This window comes from Pseudomonas sp. P5_B3 (assembly GCF_056400405.1).
Window position 1 is genome coordinate 45,002 of the sequence record NZ_JBFULI010000033.1, and the last position, 21,275, is coordinate 66,276.

Annotated in this window: 18 protein-coding genes; all 18 read right to left on the minus strand. The window is 60.2% G+C overall.

Annotated features, from left to right (window positions below; translation table 11 throughout):
* Nucleotides 1–2: 2 nt before the first annotated feature.
* A complete protein-coding gene (nuoJ, locus tag AC1DRN_RS19295) occupies nucleotides 3–506 on the minus strand; it encodes an NADH-quinone oxidoreductase subunit J (protein WP_223461551.1) in 504 nt (167 codons plus the stop codon).
* A gap of 9 nt (nucleotides 507–515) precedes the next feature.
* The gene (gene nuoI / locus AC1DRN_RS19300) at nucleotides 516–1,061 is read right to left on the minus strand and encodes an NADH-quinone oxidoreductase subunit NuoI (protein WP_007970449.1); all 546 of its coding nucleotides are present in this window, start codon (nucleotides 1,059–1,061) and stop codon (nucleotides 516–518) included.
* Between the two features lie 10 nt (nucleotides 1,062–1,071).
* Nucleotides 1,072–2,079: an NADH-quinone oxidoreductase subunit NuoH gene (gene nuoH, locus AC1DRN_RS19305; protein ID WP_046037838.1), complete on the minus strand. Its 1,008-nt coding sequence runs from the start codon at nucleotides 2,077–2,079 to the stop codon at nucleotides 1,072–1,074.
* Nucleotides 2,076–4,790 carry an NADH-quinone oxidoreductase subunit NuoG gene (gene nuoG, locus AC1DRN_RS19310; RefSeq protein ID WP_223461553.1) on the minus strand — a complete coding sequence of 905 codons (2,715 nt, stop codon included), beginning with the start codon at nucleotides 4,788–4,790 and terminating at the stop codon, nucleotides 2,076–2,078. The genes nuoH and nuoG overlap by 4 nt, the downstream gene beginning before the upstream one ends.
* 137 nt (nucleotides 4,791–4,927) lie before the next feature.
* A complete protein-coding gene (nuoF, locus tag AC1DRN_RS19315) occupies nucleotides 4,928–6,283 on the minus strand; it encodes an NADH-quinone oxidoreductase subunit NuoF (protein WP_223461555.1) in 1,356 nt (451 codons plus the stop codon).
* Entirely contained in the window at nucleotides 6,280–6,777 is a 498-nt protein-coding gene (nuoE, locus tag AC1DRN_RS19320) for an NADH-quinone oxidoreductase subunit NuoE (protein ID WP_008020715.1), read from the minus strand. Before nuoE ends, nuoF begins: the two co-directional genes overlap by 4 nt.
* 2 nt (nucleotides 6,778–6,779) lie before the next feature.
* On the minus strand, nucleotides 6,780–8,564 hold the full coding sequence (gene nuoC, locus AC1DRN_RS19325; protein WP_223461557.1) for an NADH-quinone oxidoreductase subunit C/D: 1,785 nt from the start codon (nucleotides 8,562–8,564) through the stop codon (nucleotides 6,780–6,782).
* A gap of 74 nt (nucleotides 8,565–8,638) precedes the next feature.
* A complete protein-coding gene (locus AC1DRN_RS19330) occupies nucleotides 8,639–9,313 on the minus strand; it encodes a NuoB/complex I 20 kDa subunit family protein (protein WP_007970441.1) in 675 nt (224 codons plus the stop codon).
* A gap of 10 nt (nucleotides 9,314–9,323) precedes the next feature.
* Nucleotides 9,324–9,737 carry an NADH-quinone oxidoreductase subunit A gene (locus AC1DRN_RS19335; protein ID WP_003223812.1) on the minus strand — a complete coding sequence of 138 codons (414 nt, stop codon included), beginning with the start codon at nucleotides 9,735–9,737 and terminating at the stop codon, nucleotides 9,324–9,326.
* Between the two features lie 637 nt (nucleotides 9,738–10,374).
* Nucleotides 10,375–11,700: an isocitrate lyase gene (gene aceA / locus AC1DRN_RS19340; RefSeq protein ID WP_477786774.1), complete on the minus strand. Its 1,326-nt coding sequence runs from the start codon at nucleotides 11,698–11,700 to the stop codon at nucleotides 10,375–10,377.
* A gap of 475 nt (nucleotides 11,701–12,175) precedes the next feature.
* Entirely contained in the window at nucleotides 12,176–12,937 is a 762-nt protein-coding gene (locus AC1DRN_RS19345; RefSeq protein WP_223461559.1) for a secretin N-terminal domain-containing protein, read from the minus strand.
* Nucleotides 12,938–13,153: 216 nt separating this feature from the next.
* A complete protein-coding gene (locus AC1DRN_RS19350) occupies nucleotides 13,154–13,579 on the minus strand; it encodes a GNAT family N-acetyltransferase (RefSeq protein WP_223461561.1) in 426 nt (141 codons plus the stop codon).
* Nucleotides 13,572–14,741 (minus strand): ribosomal protein uL16 3-hydroxylase, encoded by a 1,170-nt coding sequence (locus AC1DRN_RS19355; protein ID WP_223461563.1) that lies wholly within the window; start codon nucleotides 14,739–14,741, stop codon nucleotides 13,572–13,574. Before AC1DRN_RS19355 ends, AC1DRN_RS19350 begins: the two co-directional genes overlap by 8 nt.
* 86 nt (nucleotides 14,742–14,827) lie before the next feature.
* Nucleotides 14,828–16,198 carry an adenylosuccinate lyase gene (gene purB / locus AC1DRN_RS19360; RefSeq protein ID WP_007972090.1) on the minus strand — a complete coding sequence of 457 codons (1,371 nt, stop codon included), beginning with the start codon at nucleotides 16,196–16,198 and terminating at the stop codon, nucleotides 14,828–14,830.
* 124 nt (nucleotides 16,199–16,322) lie between these two features.
* Nucleotides 16,323–16,946: a high frequency lysogenization protein HflD gene (gene hflD / locus AC1DRN_RS19365; protein WP_108217855.1), complete on the minus strand. Its 624-nt coding sequence runs from the start codon at nucleotides 16,944–16,946 to the stop codon at nucleotides 16,323–16,325.
* Nucleotides 16,943–18,076 (minus strand): tRNA 2-thiouridine(34) synthase MnmA, encoded by a 1,134-nt coding sequence (gene mnmA / locus AC1DRN_RS19370; RefSeq protein WP_223461565.1) that lies wholly within the window; start codon nucleotides 18,074–18,076, stop codon nucleotides 16,943–16,945. The genes hflD and mnmA overlap by 4 nt, the downstream gene beginning before the upstream one ends.
* A gap of 59 nt (nucleotides 18,077–18,135) precedes the next feature.
* Nucleotides 18,136–18,582 carry an NUDIX hydrolase gene (locus tag AC1DRN_RS19375; protein ID WP_223461567.1) on the minus strand — a complete coding sequence of 149 codons (447 nt, stop codon included), beginning with the start codon at nucleotides 18,580–18,582 and terminating at the stop codon, nucleotides 18,136–18,138.
* A 171-nt stretch (nucleotides 18,583–18,753) separates the two neighbouring features.
* Nucleotides 18,754–20,979 carry an NADP-dependent isocitrate dehydrogenase gene (locus tag AC1DRN_RS19380; RefSeq protein ID WP_223461570.1) on the minus strand — a complete coding sequence of 742 codons (2,226 nt, stop codon included), beginning with the start codon at nucleotides 20,977–20,979 and terminating at the stop codon, nucleotides 18,754–18,756.
* Between the last annotated feature and the right edge of the window lie 296 nt (nucleotides 20,980–21,275).

A 21,275-nucleotide genomic window follows, 5' to 3' on the forward strand; every position in this document is an offset into this window, starting at 1 on the left:
CGTCATTGCTCCTTGGCTTCGTTGCGGCCCAAGTGGAACGCCGTGACGGCTGCGGCGAGCAGCAGCATCGAGGCGAGTTCGACCACCAGCAGGTAAGGACCGAACAGACTGATGCCCACGGCCTTGGCGTCTACGGTGGTGTGGCCGATGGCTTCACCGGTCTGGTGGGAGAACAGCACGTACAGCAGTTCCGCCAGCAGCAGCGCGGCGAGGAGGACCGGGCCGCCCCAAATGCCGGGCTTGAGCCAGACGCGCTCTTGCTGAACCGAGGCCGGGCCCAGGTTCAACATCATCACCACGAACACGAACAGCACCATGATGGCGCCAGCGTAGGCGATCACTTCCAGGACACCGGCAAACGGTGCGCCGAGGACGAAGAACGTCATCGCCACGGCGATCAGCGAAATGATCAGGTAGAGCAGGGCGTGCACAGGGTTGGTGTTGGTGATCACGCGAAGCGTGGACACCACAGCGATACCCGATGCGAAATAGAAAGCGAATTCCATCTTTCTTCCTTAAGGCAGCAAGCTCTTCACGTTGATCGGTTCGGCTTCATTCTGCGCGGAGCCTTTCGGCTTCCCGGCAATCGCCATACCTGCAACACGATAGAAGTTGTAATCAGGGTTTTTGCCGGGGCCGGAGATCAGCAGATCTTCTTTCTCGTAAACCAGGTCCTGACGTTTGAACTCGGCCATTTCGAAATCCGGTGTCAGCTGGATCGCGGTGGTCGGGCAGGCTTCCTCGCAGAGGCCGCAGAAAATGCAGCGCGAGAAGTTGATGCGGAAGAAGTCCGGGTACCAGCGACCGTCTTCGGTTTCAGCTTTCTGCAGCGAGATGCAACCGACCGGGCACGCCACGGCGCACAGGTTGCACGCAACACAACGCTCTTCACCGTCGGGATCGCGGGTCAGGACGATACGTCCACGGTAGCGCGGCGGCAGGTAGACCGGTTCTTCCGGGTACTGCAGCGTGTCGCGCTTGCGGAAGGCGTGGCCGAAAATCATCACCAGGCTGCGAAGCTGGGTGTAGAAGCCATGCACGATGTCAAATATGTACTTCATGATTCTATCCTCACTGAGCCGCGACGGCGGGCGTGTTGAGCAACACGATCGCAGCGGTCACCAGCATGTTGACGAGGGTCAGCGGCAAGCAGAACTTCCAGCTGAAATCCATCACTTGGTCATACCGTGGGCGCGGAATCGAGGCGCGCAGCAGGATGAAGAACATGATGAAGAACGCGGTTTTCAACGCGAACCAGATGAACGGGATCTGCGGCAGGATGCCGAACGGACCGTGCCAGCCACCGAAGAACAAGGTCACCAGCAGCGCCGAAATCAACACGATGCCGATGTACTCGCCGACGAAGAACATGCCCCATTTCATGCCGGCGTATTCAATGTGGTAACCGTCGGCCAGTTCCTGCTCCGCTTCCGGCTGGTCGAACGGGTGACGGTGAGTCACGGCGACGCCAGCGATGAAGAAGGTCAGGAAACCGAAGATCTGCGGAATGACGAACCACAGGTTCTGCGCCTGGTATTCGACGATGTCACGCATGTTGAACGAGCCAACCTGGATCACGATGCCCATCAGCGACAGGCCCATGAACACTTCGTACGACACGGTTTGCGCCGAGGCCCGCAAGCTGCCCAACAGGGCGAACTTGTTGTTGCTCGACCAGCCGGCGAACAGCACCGCGTAGACCGACAGACCGGCCATGGCGAAGAAGAACAGGATGCCGATGTTGATATCCGCGACACCCCAGGTCGGGGTGATCGGGATGATCGCGAAGGCAATCAGCAAGGCGCTCATGGCCACGACCGGCGCCAAAGTGAAGATTACTTTGTCGGCGAACGGCGGGGTCCAGTCTTCCTTGAAGAACATCTTGATCATGTCGGCCGCGATCTGGAACGCGCCGAACGGACCGACGCGGTTCGGACCGTAACGGTCCTGCCAGAGGGCGAGCAGACGACGCTCGACCCAGCTCAGCAGGGCGCCGCAGACCACTACGGCGAGCAGAATCACCACGGCCTTGAGGACTGCGATGATGATGTCGATCACTTCAGGAGTGAACAAGGTCATTGAGCTGCCTCCTGCAGACCGTCAACGGATTGGCCAAAGATGGCTGGCGGAATGCCGGCGATGCCCGCAGGCAGTGCCACCAGACCAGCACCCAGCTCTTCATTGATGCGCAGCGGCAGACGCAGGGTCTGGCCGGCCACGTTCAAGCTCAGCATGGCGCCATCATTGACACCCAGGCGGTCGGCTTCGGACTTGGCCAGTGCGACGTAGGCGGCCGGGATGCGTTCCTGAACCGGAGCGGCTTTCGAAGAGTTCTCTTCGCTGCCGAACAGGTGGAAGAACGGCACAACCTGCCAGGTGCCCTGGGCCGGGTTGAACGCGCGCGGAACGCTGGCGAACCAGTTCAGCGAGTCACCGCTGGTTTCGATCAGGCGGGTGCCCGGGTCACCAGCGCGGATGTGACCACCGACTTCGTCCTGGAACTTGTTCCAGGCTTGCGGCGAGTTCCAGCCCGGAGACCAGGCGAATGGCACTTGCTGACGCGGTTCGGCGGAACCCGAGTAACCTTCCATTGAGAAGGCGAACGCGGTGTCCTTGTCCTGCGGGGTACGCGGTTCGTGCACGTTGATGTCGGCACGCATGGCGGTACGACCGGAGTAACGCAACGGTTCGCGGGCCAATTTCATGCCCTTGATGCGGAACGCGGCGGACGGTGCGGCATCAACAATGCGGTTCAGGATCGAGGTGCTGGAAGCGACGGCGGCGGTGGCGTGGTCCAGTTGGGTCCAGTCGATCGGCTGGTTCAGCAGGGTCGCGCGCAGGGCATGCAGCCAGCGCCAGCCTTCATGAACCAGGATGCTCGCATCCATGTACTTCGGATCGAAAACCTGGAAGAAACGCTGGGCGCGGCCTTCCTGGCTGACCAGGGTACCGTCGCCTTCAGCGAAGCTGGCGGCTGGCAGAACCAGGTGCGCGCGATCGCTGGTGGCAGTCTTCTGATGGTCGGCGACGATCAGCACTTTGGCGGCGGTCAGTGCAGCATCGACCTTGGCCTTGTCGGTACGGGTGTACAGATCGTTTTCCAGCACGACGATGGCGTCGGCCTTACCGTCGATAACGGCTTGCAGCGCGGCATCGACCGATTCGCCACCGAGCATGGCCAGGCCGAGGCTGTTGGCCTCTGGCACGATCAGGCTGATGGAACCGTTCTTCTCGCGCAGCTTCAGAGCTTTGGCGATGTTCGCGGCGGCTTCGATCAAGGCTTTGGAGCCCAGGGAAGTACCGGCGATGATCAGTGGACGCTTGGCTGCGAGCAGGGCGTCGGCGATGCGCTTGGCCAGTTCGAGGGCTTCAGCGTCCAGGCCTTCAACGGCTGGAGCGCTGGCGTCGAGGGCGTGAGCCACGGCGAAACCGATGCGGGCCAGGTCGTCTGGAGCGGCGTGAACACATTCTTCGGCGATGTCGTCGAGCTTGGTTTCAGCCAGGCTTGCGATGAACAGCGGGTTCAGCGCGTGCTGACCGATGTTCTTCACCGCGGCGTCGAGCCAAGGCTGGACGCGCATGGCGTCGGCCATGTCTTCGGCCTTGCCCTTGACCGATTGACGCAGGGACAGGGCCATGCGTGCAGCAGTCTGGGTCAGGTCTTCACCAAGGACGAACACGGCGTCGTGGTCTTCGATGTCACGCATGTTCGGTACTGGCAGCGGGCTGTCTTTCAGCACTTGCAGGACCAGGCGGATTCGCTCCAGCTCGGCAGCTTCGATGCCCGAGTAGAAGTGCTCGGCGCCCACCAGTTCGCGCAACGCATAGTTGCTTTCGAGGCTGGCGCGTGGCGAACCGATACCGACGATGTTGCGACCGCGCAGCAGGTCAGCGGCTTTGTCCAGCGCTTCGTCGAGGCTCAGCTTGGCGCCGTTGGCCAGCAGCGGCTGACGCGGGCGGTCTTCGCGGTTGACGTAGCCATAGCCGAAACGGCCACGGTCGCACAGGAAGTACTGGTTCACCGAACCGTTGAAACGGTTTTCGATGCGACGCAGTTCGCCGTAACGCTCGCCCGGGGAGATGTTGCAGCCGCTGGAGCAGCCATGGCAGATACTCGGCGAGAACTGCATGTCCCACTTGCGGTTGTAGCGCTCGGAGTGAGTCTTGTCGGTGAACACACCGGTCGGGCAGACCTCGGTGAGGTTGCCGGAGAACTCGCTTTCCAGGGTGCCGTCTTCAACGCGACCGAAGTACACGTTGTCGTGGGCGCCGAATACGCCGAGGTCGGTGCCGCCAGCGTAATCCTTATAGAAGCGCACGCAGCGGTAGCAAGCGATGCAGCGGTTCATTTCGTGGGAAATGAACGGGCCCAGTTGCTGGTTCTGGTGGGTACGCTTGGTGAAGCGGTAACGGCGCTCGTTGTGGCCGGTCATGACCGTCATGTCTTGCAGGTGGCAGTGACCGCCTTCCTCACAGACCGGGCAGTCGTGAGGGTGGTTGGTCATCAGCCATTCAACAACACTGGCGCGGAATGCCTTGGACTCTTCATCTTCGATGGAGATCCAGGTGCCATCGGTGGCAGGGGTCATGCAGGACATGACGATACGACCACGGGTGTCGTTTTCGTCGGTGTACTGCTTGACCGCGCACTGGCGGCAAGCGCCAACGCTGCCAAGGGCAGGGTGCCAGCAGAAATACGGAATATCGAGGCCTAGCGACAGACATGCCTGTAACAGGTTGTCTGCCCCATCGACTTCGAGCTCTTTGCCGTCTACGTGGATAGTGGCCATGGTTCAAAGTTCTTCGTTGGCCCGGTGTCAGCGGGCGTGGCTAATGGAATCTTGTTATCCGCGTGAATCAACACAGCCGTTAAAGGCGTCATCACACGAAAAGCGAAGGGCACGGACCCTTCGCCTTTTTTAAGCGTTTACGCGCCGACCAGGATCGGCCTTGCCAGAGGCGGGACGGTGGCGCTGACAGGCGCGATACCGGCTTCGAACTCTGGACGGAAGTATTTGATTGCGCTGCCCAACGGCTCCACGGCACCCGGTGCGTGAGCACAGAAGGTCTTGCCCGGGCCGAGGAAACCGACCAGACCCAGCAGGGTCTCGATGTCGCCTGGCTGGCCTTCGCCGTTCTCGATGGCCATCAGCAGCTTGACGCTCCATGGCAAGCCATCGCGGCAAGGGGTGCAGAAGCCACAGGATTCGCGAGCGAAGAACTGCTCCATGTTGCGCAGCAGGGACACCATGTTGACGCTGTCGTCCACCGCCATGGCCAGGCCGGTACCCATGCGGGTGCCGACTTTGGCGATGCCGCCGGCGTACATTTGTGCGTCCAGGTGTTCCGGCAACAGGAAGCCGGTACCGGCGCCGCCAGGCTGCCAGCACTTGAGCTTGTAACCGTCGCGCATGCCGCCGGCGTAGTCTTCGAACAGCTCGCGTGCGGTGACGCCGAACGGCAGTTCCCACAGGCCCGGATTCTTGACCTTGCCGGAGAAGCCCATGAGCTTGGTGCCCATGTCTTCGCTGCCTTCACGGGCCAACGATTTGTACCAGTCCACGCCGTCGGCAATGATCGCCGGCACGTTGCACAGGGTCTCGACGTTGTTCACGCAGGTCGGCTTGCCCCACACGCCAACGGCGGCAGGGAAGGGCGGCTTGGAGCGCGGGTTGGCGCGGCGGCCTTCGAGGGAGTTGATCAGTGCGGTTTCTTCACCGCAGATGTAACGCCCGGCGCCGGTGTGGACGAACAGCTCGAAGTCGAAGCCGCTGCCCAGGATGTTCTTGCCCAACAGGCCAGCTGCCTTGGCTTCTTCCACCGCACGGTTCAGGTGCTTGGCGGCGGTGGTGTATTCGCCACGCAGGAAGATGTAGCCACGGTAGGTTTTCAGGGCGCGGGCACTGATCAGCATGCCTTCGATCAGCAGATGGGGCAGTTGCTCCATCAGCATGCGGTCTTTCCAGGTGTTCGGCTCCATTTCATCCGCGTTGCACAGCAGGTAGCGGATGTTGATGGATTCGTCCTTGGGCATCAGGCCCCACTTAACGCCAGTGGGGAAGCCTGCACCGCCGCGACCCTTGAGGCCGGAATCTTTCACGGTCTGGACGATGTCGTCCTGGCCCATGTCGGCGAAGGCCTTGCGCGCAGCGGCGTAACCGTTCTTGGCCTGGTACTCGTCGAGCCAGACGGCTTCGCCGTCGTCACGCAAACGCCAGGTGAGCGGGTGAGTCTCGGCCGAACGCTTGATGCGGTTGGCAGGACCGAAGGAAGTCAGGGTCATACATAGCCCTCGAGCAATTTGGCAACGCCTGCTGGCTGCACATCACCGAAAGTGTCGTCGTCGATCATCAACGCCGGCGCCTTGTCGCAGTTGCCGAGGCAGCAGACCGGCAGCAGGGTGAAACGACCGTCGGCGGTGGTCTGACCCAGGCCGATGCCCAGCTTGCTCTGGATTTCGCTGACCACGGACTCGTGGCCGCCGATGTAGCAGACCATGCTGTCGCAGACGCGAATGATGTGACGGCCCACTGGCTGACGGAAGATCTGGCTATAGAACGTCGCCACGCCTTCAACGTCGCTGGCCGGGATGCCGAGGATCTCGCCAATGGCGTACAGGGCGCCGTCCGGCACCCAGCCGCGTTCCTTCTGAACGATCTTCAGGGCTTCGATCGACGCCGCGCGCGGGTCTTCGTAGTGATGCAGCTCGTGCTCGATGGCCGAGCGCTCGGTTTCACTCAAGGTGAAACGGTCTGTCTGGATAAGCGTGCTATTCATGCTTAGCGGTCCACGTCGGCCATAACGAAATCGATACTACCCAGGTACGCAATCAAGTCCGCGACCATGCTGCCTTTGATCACCGAAGGGATCTGCTGCAAGTGCGGGAAGCTTGGGGTACGAATCCGGGTGCGGTAGCTCATGGTGCCGCCATCGCTCGTCAGGTAATAACTGTTGATGCCCTTGGTCGCTTCGATCATCTGGAAGGATTCGTTGGCCGGCATGACCGGGCCCCACGAAACCTGCAGGAAGTGCGTGATCAAGGTTTCGATGTGCTGCAGGGTGCGCTCTTTCGGCGGCGGCGTGGTCAGCGGGTGATCCGCCTTGTACGGGCCTTCCGGCATGTTGCGCAGGCACTGGTCGATGATCCTGATGCTCTGGCGCATCTCCTCGACACGCACGATGCAGCGGTCGTAGGCATCGCCATTGGCGGCCAACGGCACTTCGAACTCGAAATTCTCGTAGCCCGAGTACGGACGCGCTTTACGCAGGTCGAAGTCGCAACCGGTCGAACGCAGGCCGGCACCGGTGACACCCCATTCCAGGGCTTCTTTGGTGTTGTAGTCGGCGACGCCGATGGTCCGGCCACGCAGGATGCTGTTGTCCAGTGCGGCTTTCTGGTATTCGTCCAGACGCTTGGGCATCCACTCGACGAAATCCTTGACCAGTTTTTCCCAGCCGCGCGGCAGGTCGTGGGCGACGCCACCGATGCGGTACCAGGCCGGGTGCAGGCGGAAACCGGTAATGGCTTCGATCACCGTGTACGCGCGCTGACGGTCGGTGAAAGTGAAGAACACCGGGGTCATGGCGCCGACGTCCTGGATGTAGGTACCCAGGAACAGCAGGTGGCTGGTGATCCGGAAGAACTCGGCCATCATGATACGGATGACGTCGACCTTCTCCGGCACCTTGATGCCGGCCAGCTTCTCGACCGACAGCACGTATGGCAGGTTGTTCATCACGCCGCCGAGGTAGTCGATACGGTCGGTGTACGGAATGAAACTGTGCCAGGACTGGCGCTCGGCCATCTTCTCGGCACCACGGTGGTGGTAACCGACGTCCGGTACGCAGTCGACGATCTCTTCACCGTCCAGCTGCAGGATGATGCGGAACGCACCGTGCGCGGACGGGTGGTTCGGGCCGAGGTTGAGGAACATGTAGTCCTCGTTCGGACCGGAACGCTTCATGCCCCAGTCTTCCGGCTTGAAGCGCGCGGACTCTTCCTCGAGCTGCTGCTTGGCCAGGTTCAGGGTGAACGGGTCGAACTCGGTGGCACGGGCCGGGAAGTCCTTGCGCAGCGGGTGACCTTCCCAGGTCGGCGGCATCATGATGCGCGACAGGTGAGGGTGGCCGGTGAAGTGGATGCCGTACATGTCCCAGACTTCACGCTCGTACCAGTTGGCGTTCGGCCAGATGCTGGTGATGGAAGGCAGGTTGAGGTCGTTCTCGGACAAGGCGACCTTGATCATCACGTCACTATTACGTTCGATCGACATCAGGTGATAGAACACGGAGAAGTCGACGCCGTTCGGCAACCCTTGACGCTTGGTACGCAGACGCTCGTCCACGCCGTGCAGGTCATAAAGCATGACGTACGGCTTGGGCAGGTTACGCAGGAAAGTCAGGACTTCGACGAGTTTGGCGCGGGCAACCCAAAGCACCGGCATGCCGGTGCGGGTAGCCTGGGCGGTGAACGCCTCCGGGCCAAAACGGTTGTTCAGTTCGACGACCACATCCTGGTCGTCTGCCTTGTAAGGCGGGATGTACAGAGCACTGCCTGTAGTCATGGTTATTTTATCGCTTTCGGTCAACGTAAAGAATGAAGCCAGGTTCTCGTTCCATGGAAAGAGGCAGATCTGGATCAGACTTCGTCGGGGCTGCGCAGGTTGGTTACCTGAATACGCTGTTCGCGGCGTTTTTCCTTTTCGGAAGGCATCTCGGCGCGATAGACGCCTTGATCACCAACGACCCAGGAAAGTGGACGACGCTCCTGGCCAATCGACTCCTGCAACAGCATCAAGCCTTGCAGGAAAGCTTCAGGGCGGGGCGGGCAGCCAGGCACGTAGACGTCCACGGGCAGGAACTTGTCCACCCCTTGAACGACGGAGTAGATGTCGTACATGCCACCGGAGTTGGCGCACGAACCCATGGAGATGACCCATTTAGGCTCGAGCATTTGCTCGTAGAGACGCTGAATGATCGGCGCCATCTTGATGAAGCAAGTACCGGCGATAACCATGAAATCCGCCTGGCGCGGCGATGCCCGGATAACTTCGGCGCCAAAGCGCGCGATGTCGTGGGGCGCCGTGAAGGCGGTGGTCATTTCCACGTAGCAGCACGAAAGACCGAAGTTATACGGCCACAGGGAGTTCTTGCGCCCCCAGTTGATCGTGCCGTTAAGCACGTCTTCGAGCTTGCCCATGAAAATGTTTTTGTGGACTTGATCTTCTAACGGATCGGAAACGGTTTCCCGCTGGCCAATCGGATACTGCTCGTTAGGAGCATCGGGGTCGATCCTGGTGAGATTGTATTGCATTGCCAAAGCCTCATTGTTTCAGCTTCGCTTGCCGCTTGCGCCGAGCTTCCGGAGCCCAGTCAAGGGCGCCCACTCGGAATAGGTAGACAAGGCCTGCCAACAGAATTGCTATGAAAACGAGAGCTTCGACGAATCCGGTCCAGCCGCTTTCGCGGACGGACACAGACCAGGCAAAGAGAAAGAGGGCTTCGATATCGAAGATCACGAAGAGCATCGCGACCAGATAGAATTTGGCTGAGAGCCGCAAGCGGGCGCCACCTGTAGGTAGCATGCCGGACTCGAACGGTTCGTTTTTGCTGCGGCCCCAGGCTTTTGACCCGAGGAGGCTGGAAACACCGAGCATGAAGGCGCAGAGGCCGACAACGCCTAGAAGGAAAATGGCAAAGCCCCAGTTGTGGGCCATGAGTCCTGTCGCTTCGGGCATGCTGGTAATCCTTAACAGAGAGCAAAGGTCTCTGAGCTTGAAAAGAAACAAAAGCAGTGACGATATGTCGCAGCAATCAATCCAGCTGATTTTATGGCTAAACACCCGGCAAGTAAAATTCCTATGGCGAAATTTATTATAGGAATAAGGACATAGCGAGCCTAAACCCCCCCACAGGCCTTGCGGCTCGGGCATTAGCCGGCATTTCGTCAATTATGTTTTGTAGGGAATGTAACGAACATTGTTCACGCTAAATGATAATCAATATTGTTTGACTTGGTTTTTAAACTGCTTGTCCGTCGGATACTCGGGAAGTTGTCTTATATGAGCGTTACAGCAAGTAGCGCCAGTGAGCGTTTTAGCGGATCTTTCTGACAGTCGTACCGCTCTGGATCAATGTTTTTCCGGTCGCCGCTTTCCCATGTGGGAGCGAGCTTGCTCGCGATGGCGGTGTGTCAGACACAGCATCTTTGCCCGAAGGATCGCTATCGCGAACAAGCTCGCTCCCACAGGGTTTGGCGGTGCTGATTAAATCGCAGGCAAAAAAACGCCCCGAACCAGTCGGGGCGTCAGATGTGCAGCGCTGCGGTTAGCTTTCTATTCGGTCCGCAGCGGCTGATGTCTCAGTCGAAGCAGATCAGTGGAACTGTTCTTCTTCGGTCGAACCGGTCAGCGCGGTTACCGAGGACGAGCCACCCTGGATCACGGTGGTCATGTCGTCGAAGTAGCCGGTGCCCACTTCCTGCTGGTGAGCCACGAAGGTGTAACCCTTGGCGGCGTCAGCGAATTCCTGCTCTTGCAGTTTCACGTAGGCAGTCATGTCGTTGCGGGCGTAGTCGTGCGCCAGGTTGAACATGCTGTGCCACATGTTGTGAATGCCAGCCAGGGTGATGAACTGGTGCTTGTAGCCCATGGCGGACAGTTCGCGCTGGAACTTGGCGATGGTCGCGTCGTCCAGGTTTTTCTTCCAGTTGAAGGAAGGCGAGCAGTTGTAGGACAGCAGTTGGTCCGGGTATTCCTTCTTGATCGCTTCAGCGAAGCGACGAGCCTCGTCCAGGTCCGGCTTGGCGGTTTCGCACCAGATCAGGTCGGCGTACGGAGCGTAGGCCAGGCCGCGAGCGATGGCCTGGTCGAGACCGGCGCGAACCTTGTAGAAACCTTCCTGGGTACGTTCGCCAGTCACGAATGGCTGGTCGTACGGGTCGCAGTCGGACGTCAGCAGGTCGGCGGCGTTGGCGTCGGTACGGGCCAGGATGATGGTCGGAGTGCCGGCAACGTCAGCAGCCAGGCGAGCAGCGGTCAGCTTCTGTACGGCTTCCTGGGTAGGAACCAGTACCTTGCCGCCCATGTGGCCGCATTTCTTCACGGAAGCCAGCTGGTCTTCGAAGTGAACGCCGGCGGCGCCTGCTTCGATCATGCTCTTCATCAGCTCGTAAGCGTTCAGTACGCCGCCGAAACCGGCTTCAGCGTCAGCCACGATTGGCGCGAAGTAGTCGATGTAGCCAGCGTCGCCCGGGTTCTTGCCGGCTTTCCACTGGATCTGGTCGGCACGACGGAACGAGTTGTTGATGCGCTTGACCACGGTTGGAACCGAGTCCACCGGGYACAGCGACTGGTCCGGGTACATCGATTCGGCGGAGTTGTTGTCCGCAGCCACTTGCCAGCCCGACAGGTAGATCGCCTGGATGCCGGCTTTGACTTGTTGTACAGCCTGGCCGCCGGTCAGGGCGCCCATGCAGTTGACGAAATCTTTCTCAGGACGGAAGGCCGGCTTGGCACCCTGGGTCACCAGGTTCCACAGCTTCTCGGCGCCCATTTTTGCAAAGGTGTGCTCAGGTTGAACCGAGCCACGCAGGCGGACGACGTCAGCAGCGGAGTAAGTGCGTGTCACGCCTTTCCAGCGCGGGTTTTCAGCCCAGTCTTTTTCGAGGGCTGCAATTTGCTGTTCGCGTGTCAGTGCCATGGGAGATAAACCTCGTCGCGTCTTTATGAAAAGTTGTTCTGCGGTGGAAAATTCCTGCGCTCGCTGACCAGAAGCTTAAGCGGTCAAGTCGGATTCGGCGGGGAGGGCGACGGGATGAACGATCGGCTCGAGGGGAAGTGAGCAGGTAAAGGCGAACTGCGGGCGCATTCGGGCGTCGTGGGCCTTGGTGCGAACAACAGTGTGGTGCCGGGTTACCTATTACGCTTCCGTCCCTCGGGACAACTTCGTTCCAGTCGACAACCTCGTCAAACACACCTTGTGGGCGGTACAGACACGAAGCGGTTCGCGGGGGTAGGTTGCGAACATCGCCTCGAAGGCCCTTGCCAGGGCCTCTGATTAGCGGGAGCGAGGCCATCATGCCTTCGCTTTTTTGGCTCGTCAAACGTTTTGTAGTGCTTTTTTTATGGCACTACATCTTTGGTCTAATACGACTCGTCAGTCAGTTTTTGGTGCTTTAGTCCAAGGTGTCGACTTTCACCCGCAGTGTCATGTCGTTGCGGCTCTGGGTCGAGTAGCTGTGGGTCTGGCCCTGTTTGTCGGCCTGGGTCTGGCCATTGACCCCGGCCAGCAGGATCCACTCACCGAGGTGACCGGTGACGGTTGTGTCGGTGCTTTGTACGTTCACTACATCGGGACGTTCCTGGCTCATGCGGTCACGGTTGGTACTGATCGACAGGTGAACGATGTCGCCGGTGACGTTTGCCGTGACGTAGAAACCCTGGGTGACGTTGCGATACTCGGTCTGGCTGCTGTAACCGCCATAGGAATCGCTTTGGCTGCTGGTGATCGGCACGCTCTGGCCGACCTGGATCAGTGCCGGTGCGCCTTCGCTGGCCTGCACTTGCTGAATGCCGCCGTCGCGACTGTCGGTGCTGTAGTTGATGATGCGGGTCTGGCCGGGCTTGGCACCGTTCACCGAGTAACCCTGGTCGCCCTGGAAGTTGTTGTCGCTGGTGTCGACGGTAATCAACAGGCGCTTGGGTGCAGTGTCGAGTTGCGAAAGGAGGGCTTTAAGTTCGTCGATCTTGCGCTGATCGGCGTTGACGATGAGTTGATTGCCGTAGGCGCTGACCTGGCCTTCCTTGCCGATGAAGTCCTGCGCCACCGGTAGCAGGTCCGCGCTGGTGTGGTACTGGAGGGAGACGATTTCTGTGGCTGCCATCACCGAAAAACTGCAGCCGAGCAGCAGGGTGGTGAGCAGGGTGCGTAGGGACATATCCGTTATCTCCGCCAACTTGAGTTGATGATAGTGCCAGTTTGTCGGCCTGGAGTGGCGCTAGTTGAATCGTAGGCAGCAAAACGCCCCGGCATCGTGAGATGTCGGGGCGTTTTGTGGTGTGCTTCAGGGCCTCATCGCGAGCAGGCTCACTCCTGCAAGGTCTAGCGCAATCCTTGYAGGAGYGAGCCTGCTCGCGATGGCCGCGACTCGGTATCAGGCCGAATGTCGCACCATGTCCACATGCGGAATCCCGGCTTCCAGGAACTCTTCACTGACCATGTGAAAGCCCAGGCGCTCATAGAACGCCGTGGCTTGTACCTGGGCGCTGAGCATCTGCTGTTTGAGCCCGCGCTCTTCGGCTTCACCGATGACCGCTTGCATCAGTGCATCGCCGACTTTCAGGCCGCGCCAGTCTCTGAGTACCGATACCCTGCCGACGTGGCCGTCGGGCAACAGGCGGGCTGTGCCGATCGGAAAGTCGCCTTCGTAAGCGAGGAAATGCACTGCATCAATGTCATCGGCGTCCCATTCCAGTTCTGGCGGAACGGATTGCTCGGCGACGAACACCGCTTCACGAATGCGCCGGATCTCGGCGTTGTCCTTTTGCCAGTCTGCGACACGTACGTGAATTTTATTCATCGGCGAACCCCAGGCTTCCTTGCTTGACCAGTTCGCACAGCAGGCCGCGGCCGTCTTCGTCGCTCAGCCATTCGCCGAGGTTGTCGGCGTGCAGAGCGTCGGCGGCGCAGATCATCTTCAGCAGTTCGCGCAGTTTGCCTGGCAGATAACGGCTCTGGCCGCTGGCGAACAGCAGCAGGTCGTCATCGACTTCGGACCACGCCAGGCGTGCGCTCGGGTTGCGAATCAGGATCGCGCCTTGCTCCAGGGCGGACATGAAGTCGTCTTCTTCGACGTCTTCCGGGCCCACCACCAGTTCCGGGTAGCGTGGCTCGGTCATGAACTGGCCGAACCAGGTCAGCAGCAGGCGCTCGTCGCTCATGTGCTCGGCCAGCAGGCCTTTGAGGCGGTCGAGTGCGTCGCGCTGGATCTGGTGAGGATCGGCAGTCGGCAAGGCGTCGGCGTCGGTGTAGCGTTCTTCGTCCGACAGGAACTGGCTGAGGAAGTCAGTGAAGTGGGTCAGTACTTCAGCGGCGCTCGGCGCGCGGAAACCAACCGAGTAGGTCATGCAGTCATCAACGGCGACGCCGCAGTGGGCCAGGCGCGGTGGCAGGTAGAGCATGTCGCCCGGTTCCAGCACCCATTCGTCGGTGGCTTCGAATTCGGCGAGGATGCGCAGGTCGGCGTGGGCCAGCAGCGGGCTTTCGGTGTTGCACATCTGGCCGATCTTCCAGTTGCGCTTGCCGTGGCCTTGCAGCAGGAACACGTCGTAGTTGTCGAAGTGCGGACCAACGCTGCCACCCGGCGCGGCGTAGCTGATCATCACGTCGTCGATGCGCCAGCTCGGCAGAAAGCGGAAATTTTCCAGCAGTTCGCTGACTTCCGGGACGAACTGATCCACGGCTTGAACCAGCAGGGTCCAGTCACGTTCAGGCAGCTTGCTGAACTCATCTTCGGCGAACGGGCCGCGACGCAGTTCCCACGGACGCTCGCCATTCTCGATGATCAGTCGCGATTCGACTTCTTCTTCCAGCGCCAGGCCGGCCAGTTCGTCGGCGTCGATCGGGCTTTCGAAATCAGGAATCGCCTGGCGGATCAACAGTGGTTTTTTCTGCCAGTAGTCGCGCAGGAATTCCCGTGCCGTGATGCCGCCCAGAAGTTGAAGAGGAATATCAGGATTCATGTGTAACCTATTGAAAAAATGCACTTTTCAGACGGGAATAAAAACGCCCGGCGCGGCCGGGCGTCTTAAAAGGGTCTAGCGGTCGATCAGATGCGCTTGGCTTGTTCTACAGCGTTGCCGATGTAGTTCGCCGGGGTGAGCAGTTTCAGCTCGGCCTTGGCGGCGGCTGGCATGTCCAGGCCGTCGATGAAAGTCTGCAGCGCTTCTGGGCTGATGCCCTTGCCGCGGGTCAGTTCTTTCAGCTTTTCGTACGGGTTTTCGATGTTGTAGCGACGCATCACGGTCTGGATCGGCTCGGCCAGGACTTCCCAGCAAGCGTCCAGGTCAGCGGCAATCTTCTGCTCGTTGAGCTCAAGCTTGCTGATGCCCTTGAGGCTGGCTTCGTACGCGATCACGCTGTGGGCGAAGCCGACACCGAGGTTGCGCAGTACGGTGGAGTCGGTCAGGTCGCGCTGCCAGCGGGAGATTGGCAGTTTGCTCGCCAGGTGCTGGAACAGTGCGTTGGCGATACCCAGGTTGCCTTCGGAGTTTTCGAAGTCGATCGGGTTGACCTTGTGCGGCATGGTCGACGAACCGATTTCGCCAGCGATGGTGCGCTGTTTGAAATAACCCAGGGAGATATAGCCCCAGATGTCGCGGTCGAAGTCGATCAGGATGGTGTTGAAACGGGCGATCGCGTCGAACAGCTCGGCAATGTAGTCGTGCGGTTCGATCTGCGTGGTGTACGGGTTGAAGCCTAGGCCCAGCTCGTCTTCGATGAAGGCGCGGGCGTTGGCTTCCCAGTCGATCTCGGGGTAGGCCGACAGGTGGGCGTTGTAGTTGCCGACAGCGCCGTTGATCTTGCCCAGCAGCGGAACGGCAGCGACTTGAGCGATCTGGCGCTCCAGGCGGTAAACCACGTTCGCCAGTTCTTTGCCCAGGGTGGTCGGCGAGGCCGGTTGACCGTGGGTGCGCGACAGCATCGGTACGTCGGCGAAGCGGATCGCCAGTTCGCGGATGGCGTTGGCGGTCTGGCGCATCAGCGGCAGCATCACGTCATCACGGCCTTCGCGCAGCATCAGGGCGTGGGACAGGTTGTTGATGTCCTCGCTGGTGCAGGCAAAGTGGATGAACTCGCTGACCTTGGCCAGTTCCGGCAGCTTGGCCGCCTGCTCTTTGAGCAGGTATTCGATGGCCTTGACGTCGTGGTTGGTGGTGCGCTCGATCTCTTTGACGCGCTCGGCGTGCTCCAGAGAGAAATTTTCCGCCAGGGTGTTCAACACAGCGTTGGCTTCGGCGGAGAACGCCGGCACTTCGCTGATGGCAGGGTGAGCGGCCAGGCGCTGGAGCCAGCGCACTTCAACCAGAACGCGGGCACGGATCAGGCCGTACTCGCTGAAAATTGGGCGCAGGGCCTGGGTTTTGCCGGCGTAGCGGCCGTCAACAGGGGAAACCGCAGTGAGCGAAGAGAGCTGCATGGGGTGTTCTCGGACAGTCGGGCAACGAAATGGGGCGCGTATCATACATGAAAAAATCCGCCGGTCCGTCGCCAACTGACCGGCGTATTACGCGTATTGCTGAGTTCGGTGCTGTCGATGCGGGTTATTCGTTACGCATCAATGGGTAAAGCTCTTTCAACAATTTGCGGCGGCTGATCACCAGTTGCCAGCGATGACCGCCCAATTGCCGCCACAGGCGGGCCGAACGGATGCCGGCCAGCAGCAGGGCGCGAATTTTCGAGGCGTTGCTCGGTTGTTGCAGGTTGCGCATGTCGCCGTGCACCTGGATGCGTTGGCGCAGGGTGCTCAGGGTGTCCTGATACAGTGCGCCGCATGCAGCGATCACGTTTTCGTGGGCCGGGCCGAAGTGTTCGACCTGGGACTGAATCTGCGGCAGACGCTTGCCGATCACGTCGAGCATGTCGTTGCGCTTGGCCAGCTGACGCTCAAGGCCGAGCATGGCCAGGGCATAACGCAGCGGTTCGCGCTGCAGGGCGCTTGGATCGCGTTCGAGGGCGCCGATCAGTGCGCGATAGCCTTCGCGCAGGTTGATGTCGTCACCGCCGTAGACTTCGAGTGTGTCCTTGGGGTCGCGAATCAGCAGGCTGCCGAGCATGCAGGTCAGTCCGGCTTCGTTGGTTTGGCCTGACTTGGCAATCCTGTCCACCAGCACGGCGGCGAGAAACACGCCGCCCAGTGCTGTCAGTTGCTCCTGAATCGGGTTCATAGGGCCTGGCCCTTGCTCGTCCACGGCTCCGCCACTTCAATCACGCCGCCGCCGAGGCAGATTTCACCATCGTAGAACACCACGGACTGGCCCGGAGTGACCGCGCGTTGCGGATCATCGAAGGTTGCGCGATAACCCGTGGCGGTTTTCTCCAGGGTGCACGGCTGGTCGCTCTGGCGATAACGAACCTTGGCGGTCAGCTTGCGTGGCTGGCTCAGGTCGATCGGGTTGACCCAGTAGATATCGGAAGCGAGCAGGGCACGAGAGAACAGCCACGGGTGATCGTTGCCCTGGCCAACGATCAGCTCGTTGTGTTCCAGGTCCTTGATCAGCACGTACCACGGCTCATCGCTGGCATCTTTCAGCCCGCCAATGCCCAGGCCCTGGCGCTGGCCGATGGTGTGGTACATCAGGCCGTGGTGACGGCCGATGACTTCACCTTCGGTGGTCTTGATCTCGCCCGGTTGCGCTGGCAGGTACTGCTTGAGGAAGTCGCTGAAGCGGCGCTCGCCGATAAAGCAGATCCCGGTGGAGTCCTTCTTCTTCGCGGTCGCCAGCTCGTATTTCTCGGCAATGGCGCGCACCTGCGGTTTTTCCAGCTCGCCGACCGGGAACAGGGTCTTGGCGATCTGTTCACCGCCGACGGCGTGCAGGAAGTAGCTCTGGTCCTTGTTCGGGTCCAGGCCCTTGAGCAGTTCGGTGCGGCCGTCGATGTCGCGGCGACGCACGTAGTGACCGGTGGCGATCAGGTCGGCACCCAGCATCATGGCGTAGTCGAGGAACGCCTTGAACTTGATTTCACGGTTGCACAGGATGTCCGGGTTCGGCGTGCGTCCGGCCTTGTATTCGGCCAGGAAATGCTCGAACACGTTGTCCCAGTACTCGGCGGCGAAATTGGCGGTGTGCAGCTTGATGCCAATCCTGTCGCACACGGCCTGGGCGTCCGCCAGGTCATCCATGGCGGTGCAGTATTCCGTTCCATCGTCCTCTTCCCAGTTCTTCATGAACAGGCCTTCCACCTCATAGCCCTGCTCGATCAGCAGGAGGGCGGAAACGGAGGAGTCCACGCCGCCGGACATGCCGACAATGACGCGCTTCTTTTGTGTGTCAGAAGGGGCTGGATCACGCATAGGGATTCAATGAGTGTCTTGAAAAAGGACGCGATTCTATCAGGCTCGGGGCCGCATGGCTAAAGAGAAGGACGGATCAGTTCGAGGTCGAAGCGAATGCCTGCCAGATAATCATCGATGCAACGGATGATCAGCTCGCTGCGCCAATTGTCGCGCTGCTCGATTAACTCCTCGCGGGTCAACCACTTGGCGCCGACGATGCCTTCATCCAGTTGATAATCCGCGTGGTGTTTCAGTGGTTTGGCGATGAAACAGACCCGCTGGTACGTTACGCCGTTGCTCGGGGCGGTGTAGAGGTAAATGCCCAGTACGCCGGTCGGTTCGACGTCCCAGCCGGTTTCCTCGAGGGTTTCGCGAATGGCGGCTTCGGTCAGGGTTTCGTTCGGGTCCAGGTGGCCGGCGGGTTGGTTGAGTACCGTGCGTCCGCTCTTGAGCTCTTCGACCATCAGGAAGCGGCCGTTGTCTTCGACGATGGTTGCTACGGTGATGTGGGGTTTCCAGTCCATGAGATGTCCTCAAATTCCAAAGTTGAAACACAGTCCAATGTAGGAGTGAGCCTGCTCGCGATGGCGGTNTACCGCCATCGCGAGCAGGCTCACTCCTACAATGGGTTTGTGTGAATTCTGAAAACACAAACCCCGGCACGGGGCCGGGGTTTGTGGTGCTTCCTTACAACCTTACACCAGCGCAGCGACAGCCGCGTTGAAGGTTGCGCTTGGGCGCATGGCCTTGCTGATCAGCTCGGCGTCGGCGTGGTAGTAACCGCCGATGTCCACTGGTTTGCCCTGAACGGCGTTGAGTTCGGCAACGATGGTCGCCTCGTTCTCGGTCAGGGTCTTGGCCAGGGTCGCGAACTGCGCTTGCAGTGCAGCGTCTTCGGTCTGGGCAGTCAGGGCTTGAGCCCAGTACAGCGCCAGGTAGAAGTGGCTGCCGCGGTTGTCGATGTTGCCGACTTTGCGCGATGGCGACTTGTTGTTGTCCAGGAACTGGCCGGTGGCCTGGTCCAGGGTCTTGGCCAGCACCAGCGCCTTGGGGTTGTTGTAGGTCACGCCCAGGTGTTCCAGGGACGCGGCCAGGGCGAGGAATTCACCCAGCGAATCCCAGCGCAGGAAGTTCTCTTCCAGCAGCTGCTGCACGTGCTTCGGTGCGGAGCCGCCAGCGCCGGTTTCGAACAGGCCACCGCCATTCATCAGCGGCACGATCGACAGCATCTTGGCGCTGGTGCCCAGTTCCATGATCGGGAACAAGTCAGTCAGGTAGTCACGCAGTACGTTGCCGGTCACCGAAATGGTGTCTTTGCCATCGCGGGTGCGCTGCAGGGTGTACTTCATCGCGTCGACCGGCGCCATGATCTGGATGTCCAGGCCGGCAGTGTCGTGATCCTTCAGGTAAGCCTGAACTTTCTCGATCACCACGCCGTCGTGGGCGCGCATCGGGTCCAGCCAGAAAATCGCCGGGGTCGCGCTTGCGCGAGCACGGTTGACGGCCAGTTTGACCCAGTCCTGGATCGGTGCGTCTTTGGTCTGGCACATGCGGAAGATGTCGCCGGCCTCGACAGCCTGTTCCATCAACAGGTTGCCCTTGCTGTCGGTGACGCGAACAACGCCGTCAGCCTTGATCTGGAAAGTCTTGTCGTGGGAGCCGTACTCTTCGGCTTTCTTCGCCATCAGTCCAACGTTTGGCACGCTGCCCATGGTGGTCGGATCGAACGCGCCATTGGCCTTGCAGTCTTCGATCACTGCCTGGTAGATGGTCGCGTAGCAGCGATCCGGGATCACGGCCTTGGTGTCGTGCAGCTGGCCGTCGGTGCCCCACATCTTGCCGGAGTCACGGATCATCGCCGGCATCGAGGCGTCGACGATCACGTCGCTCGGCACGTGCAGGTTGGTGATGCCTTTGTCGGAGTTGACCATCGCCAGGGAAGGGCGAACGGCGTAGACCGCCTGGATGTCAGCTTCGATGGCCGCTTGCTGCTCGGCAGGCAGGGCCTTGATGCGCGCGTACAGGTCGCCGATGCCGTTGTTCAGGTTGAAGCCGATCTGTGCCAGCACGTCAGCGTGCTTGGCCAGCGCGTCTTTATAGAACTCGGCAACGATCTGGCCGAACATGATCGGGTCGGAGACCTTCATCATGGTGGCTTTCAGGTGAACCGACAGCAGCACGCCTTGTTCCTTGGCGTCTTCGATTTCGGCCGCGATGAAGCTGCGCAGGGCGTTTTTGCTCAGTACCGCGCAATCGAGGATCTCACCGGCTTGTACGCTGGTCTTTTCTTTCAGGACGGTGGCGGTGCCGTCTTGAGCGATCAGTTCGATTTTCACGGCGTCAGCGGCGTCGATCAGGGCGGCCTTTTCGCTGCCGTAGAAATCGCCGGTGTTCATGTGCGCGATGTGGGACTTGGAGTCCTTGGCCCACGCGCCCATTTTGTGCGGGTGCTTGCGTGCGTAGTTCTTGACCGACAACGGAGCGCGACGGTCGGAGTTGCCTTCACGCAGAACCGGGTTCACGGCGCTGCCCTTGATCTTGTCGTAGCGCGCCTTGGCTTCTTTGTCGGCGTCGCTGGTGACGGTCTCAGGGTAGTCCGGCAGTGCGAAGCCTTGAGCTTGCAGCTCTTTGATCGCGGCTTGCAGTTGCGGAACCGAGGCGCTGATGTTCGGCAATTTGATGATGTTGGCTTCAGGCGTAACGGCCAGGGCGCCCAGTTCGGCGAGGTGGTCGGCTACGGCTTTGTCGCCCAGTTGCTCGGGGAAGCTGGCCAGGATGCGCCCTGCAAGAGAGATATCGCGGGTTTCAACGGCGATATCAGCCGAGGCGGTGAACGCCTCTACGATAGGCAACAGTGAATAGGTGGCGAGGGCAGGAGCTTCGTCGGTGAAGGTATAGATGATCTTCGAGCGGGTGGGCATATTCGGATTAACTCTCTCTTCTTTGCTAAAGCGTGCGCAGAAACTCGAGGGCGCCGGGTAAGCGCGTTCGTTCAAAGTCATCCATGAGCCGAATATCGAGGTTTCGTTGCTGTGATGTTGGGTGCATCAGTAGGGCGTCAAGCAGTCGGGCTGCGGTAACAGACCGGTTTTGGGCTGAAACACTCGTCGCTATTTATCAAGCAGCAGGCTGTTCAGTCCGTCGTGACCCTTTAGTCAGCGGCGGCATTATACATAGGTAGCTGGCAATCTGCCGATGGTTCATACGCAACGAATGT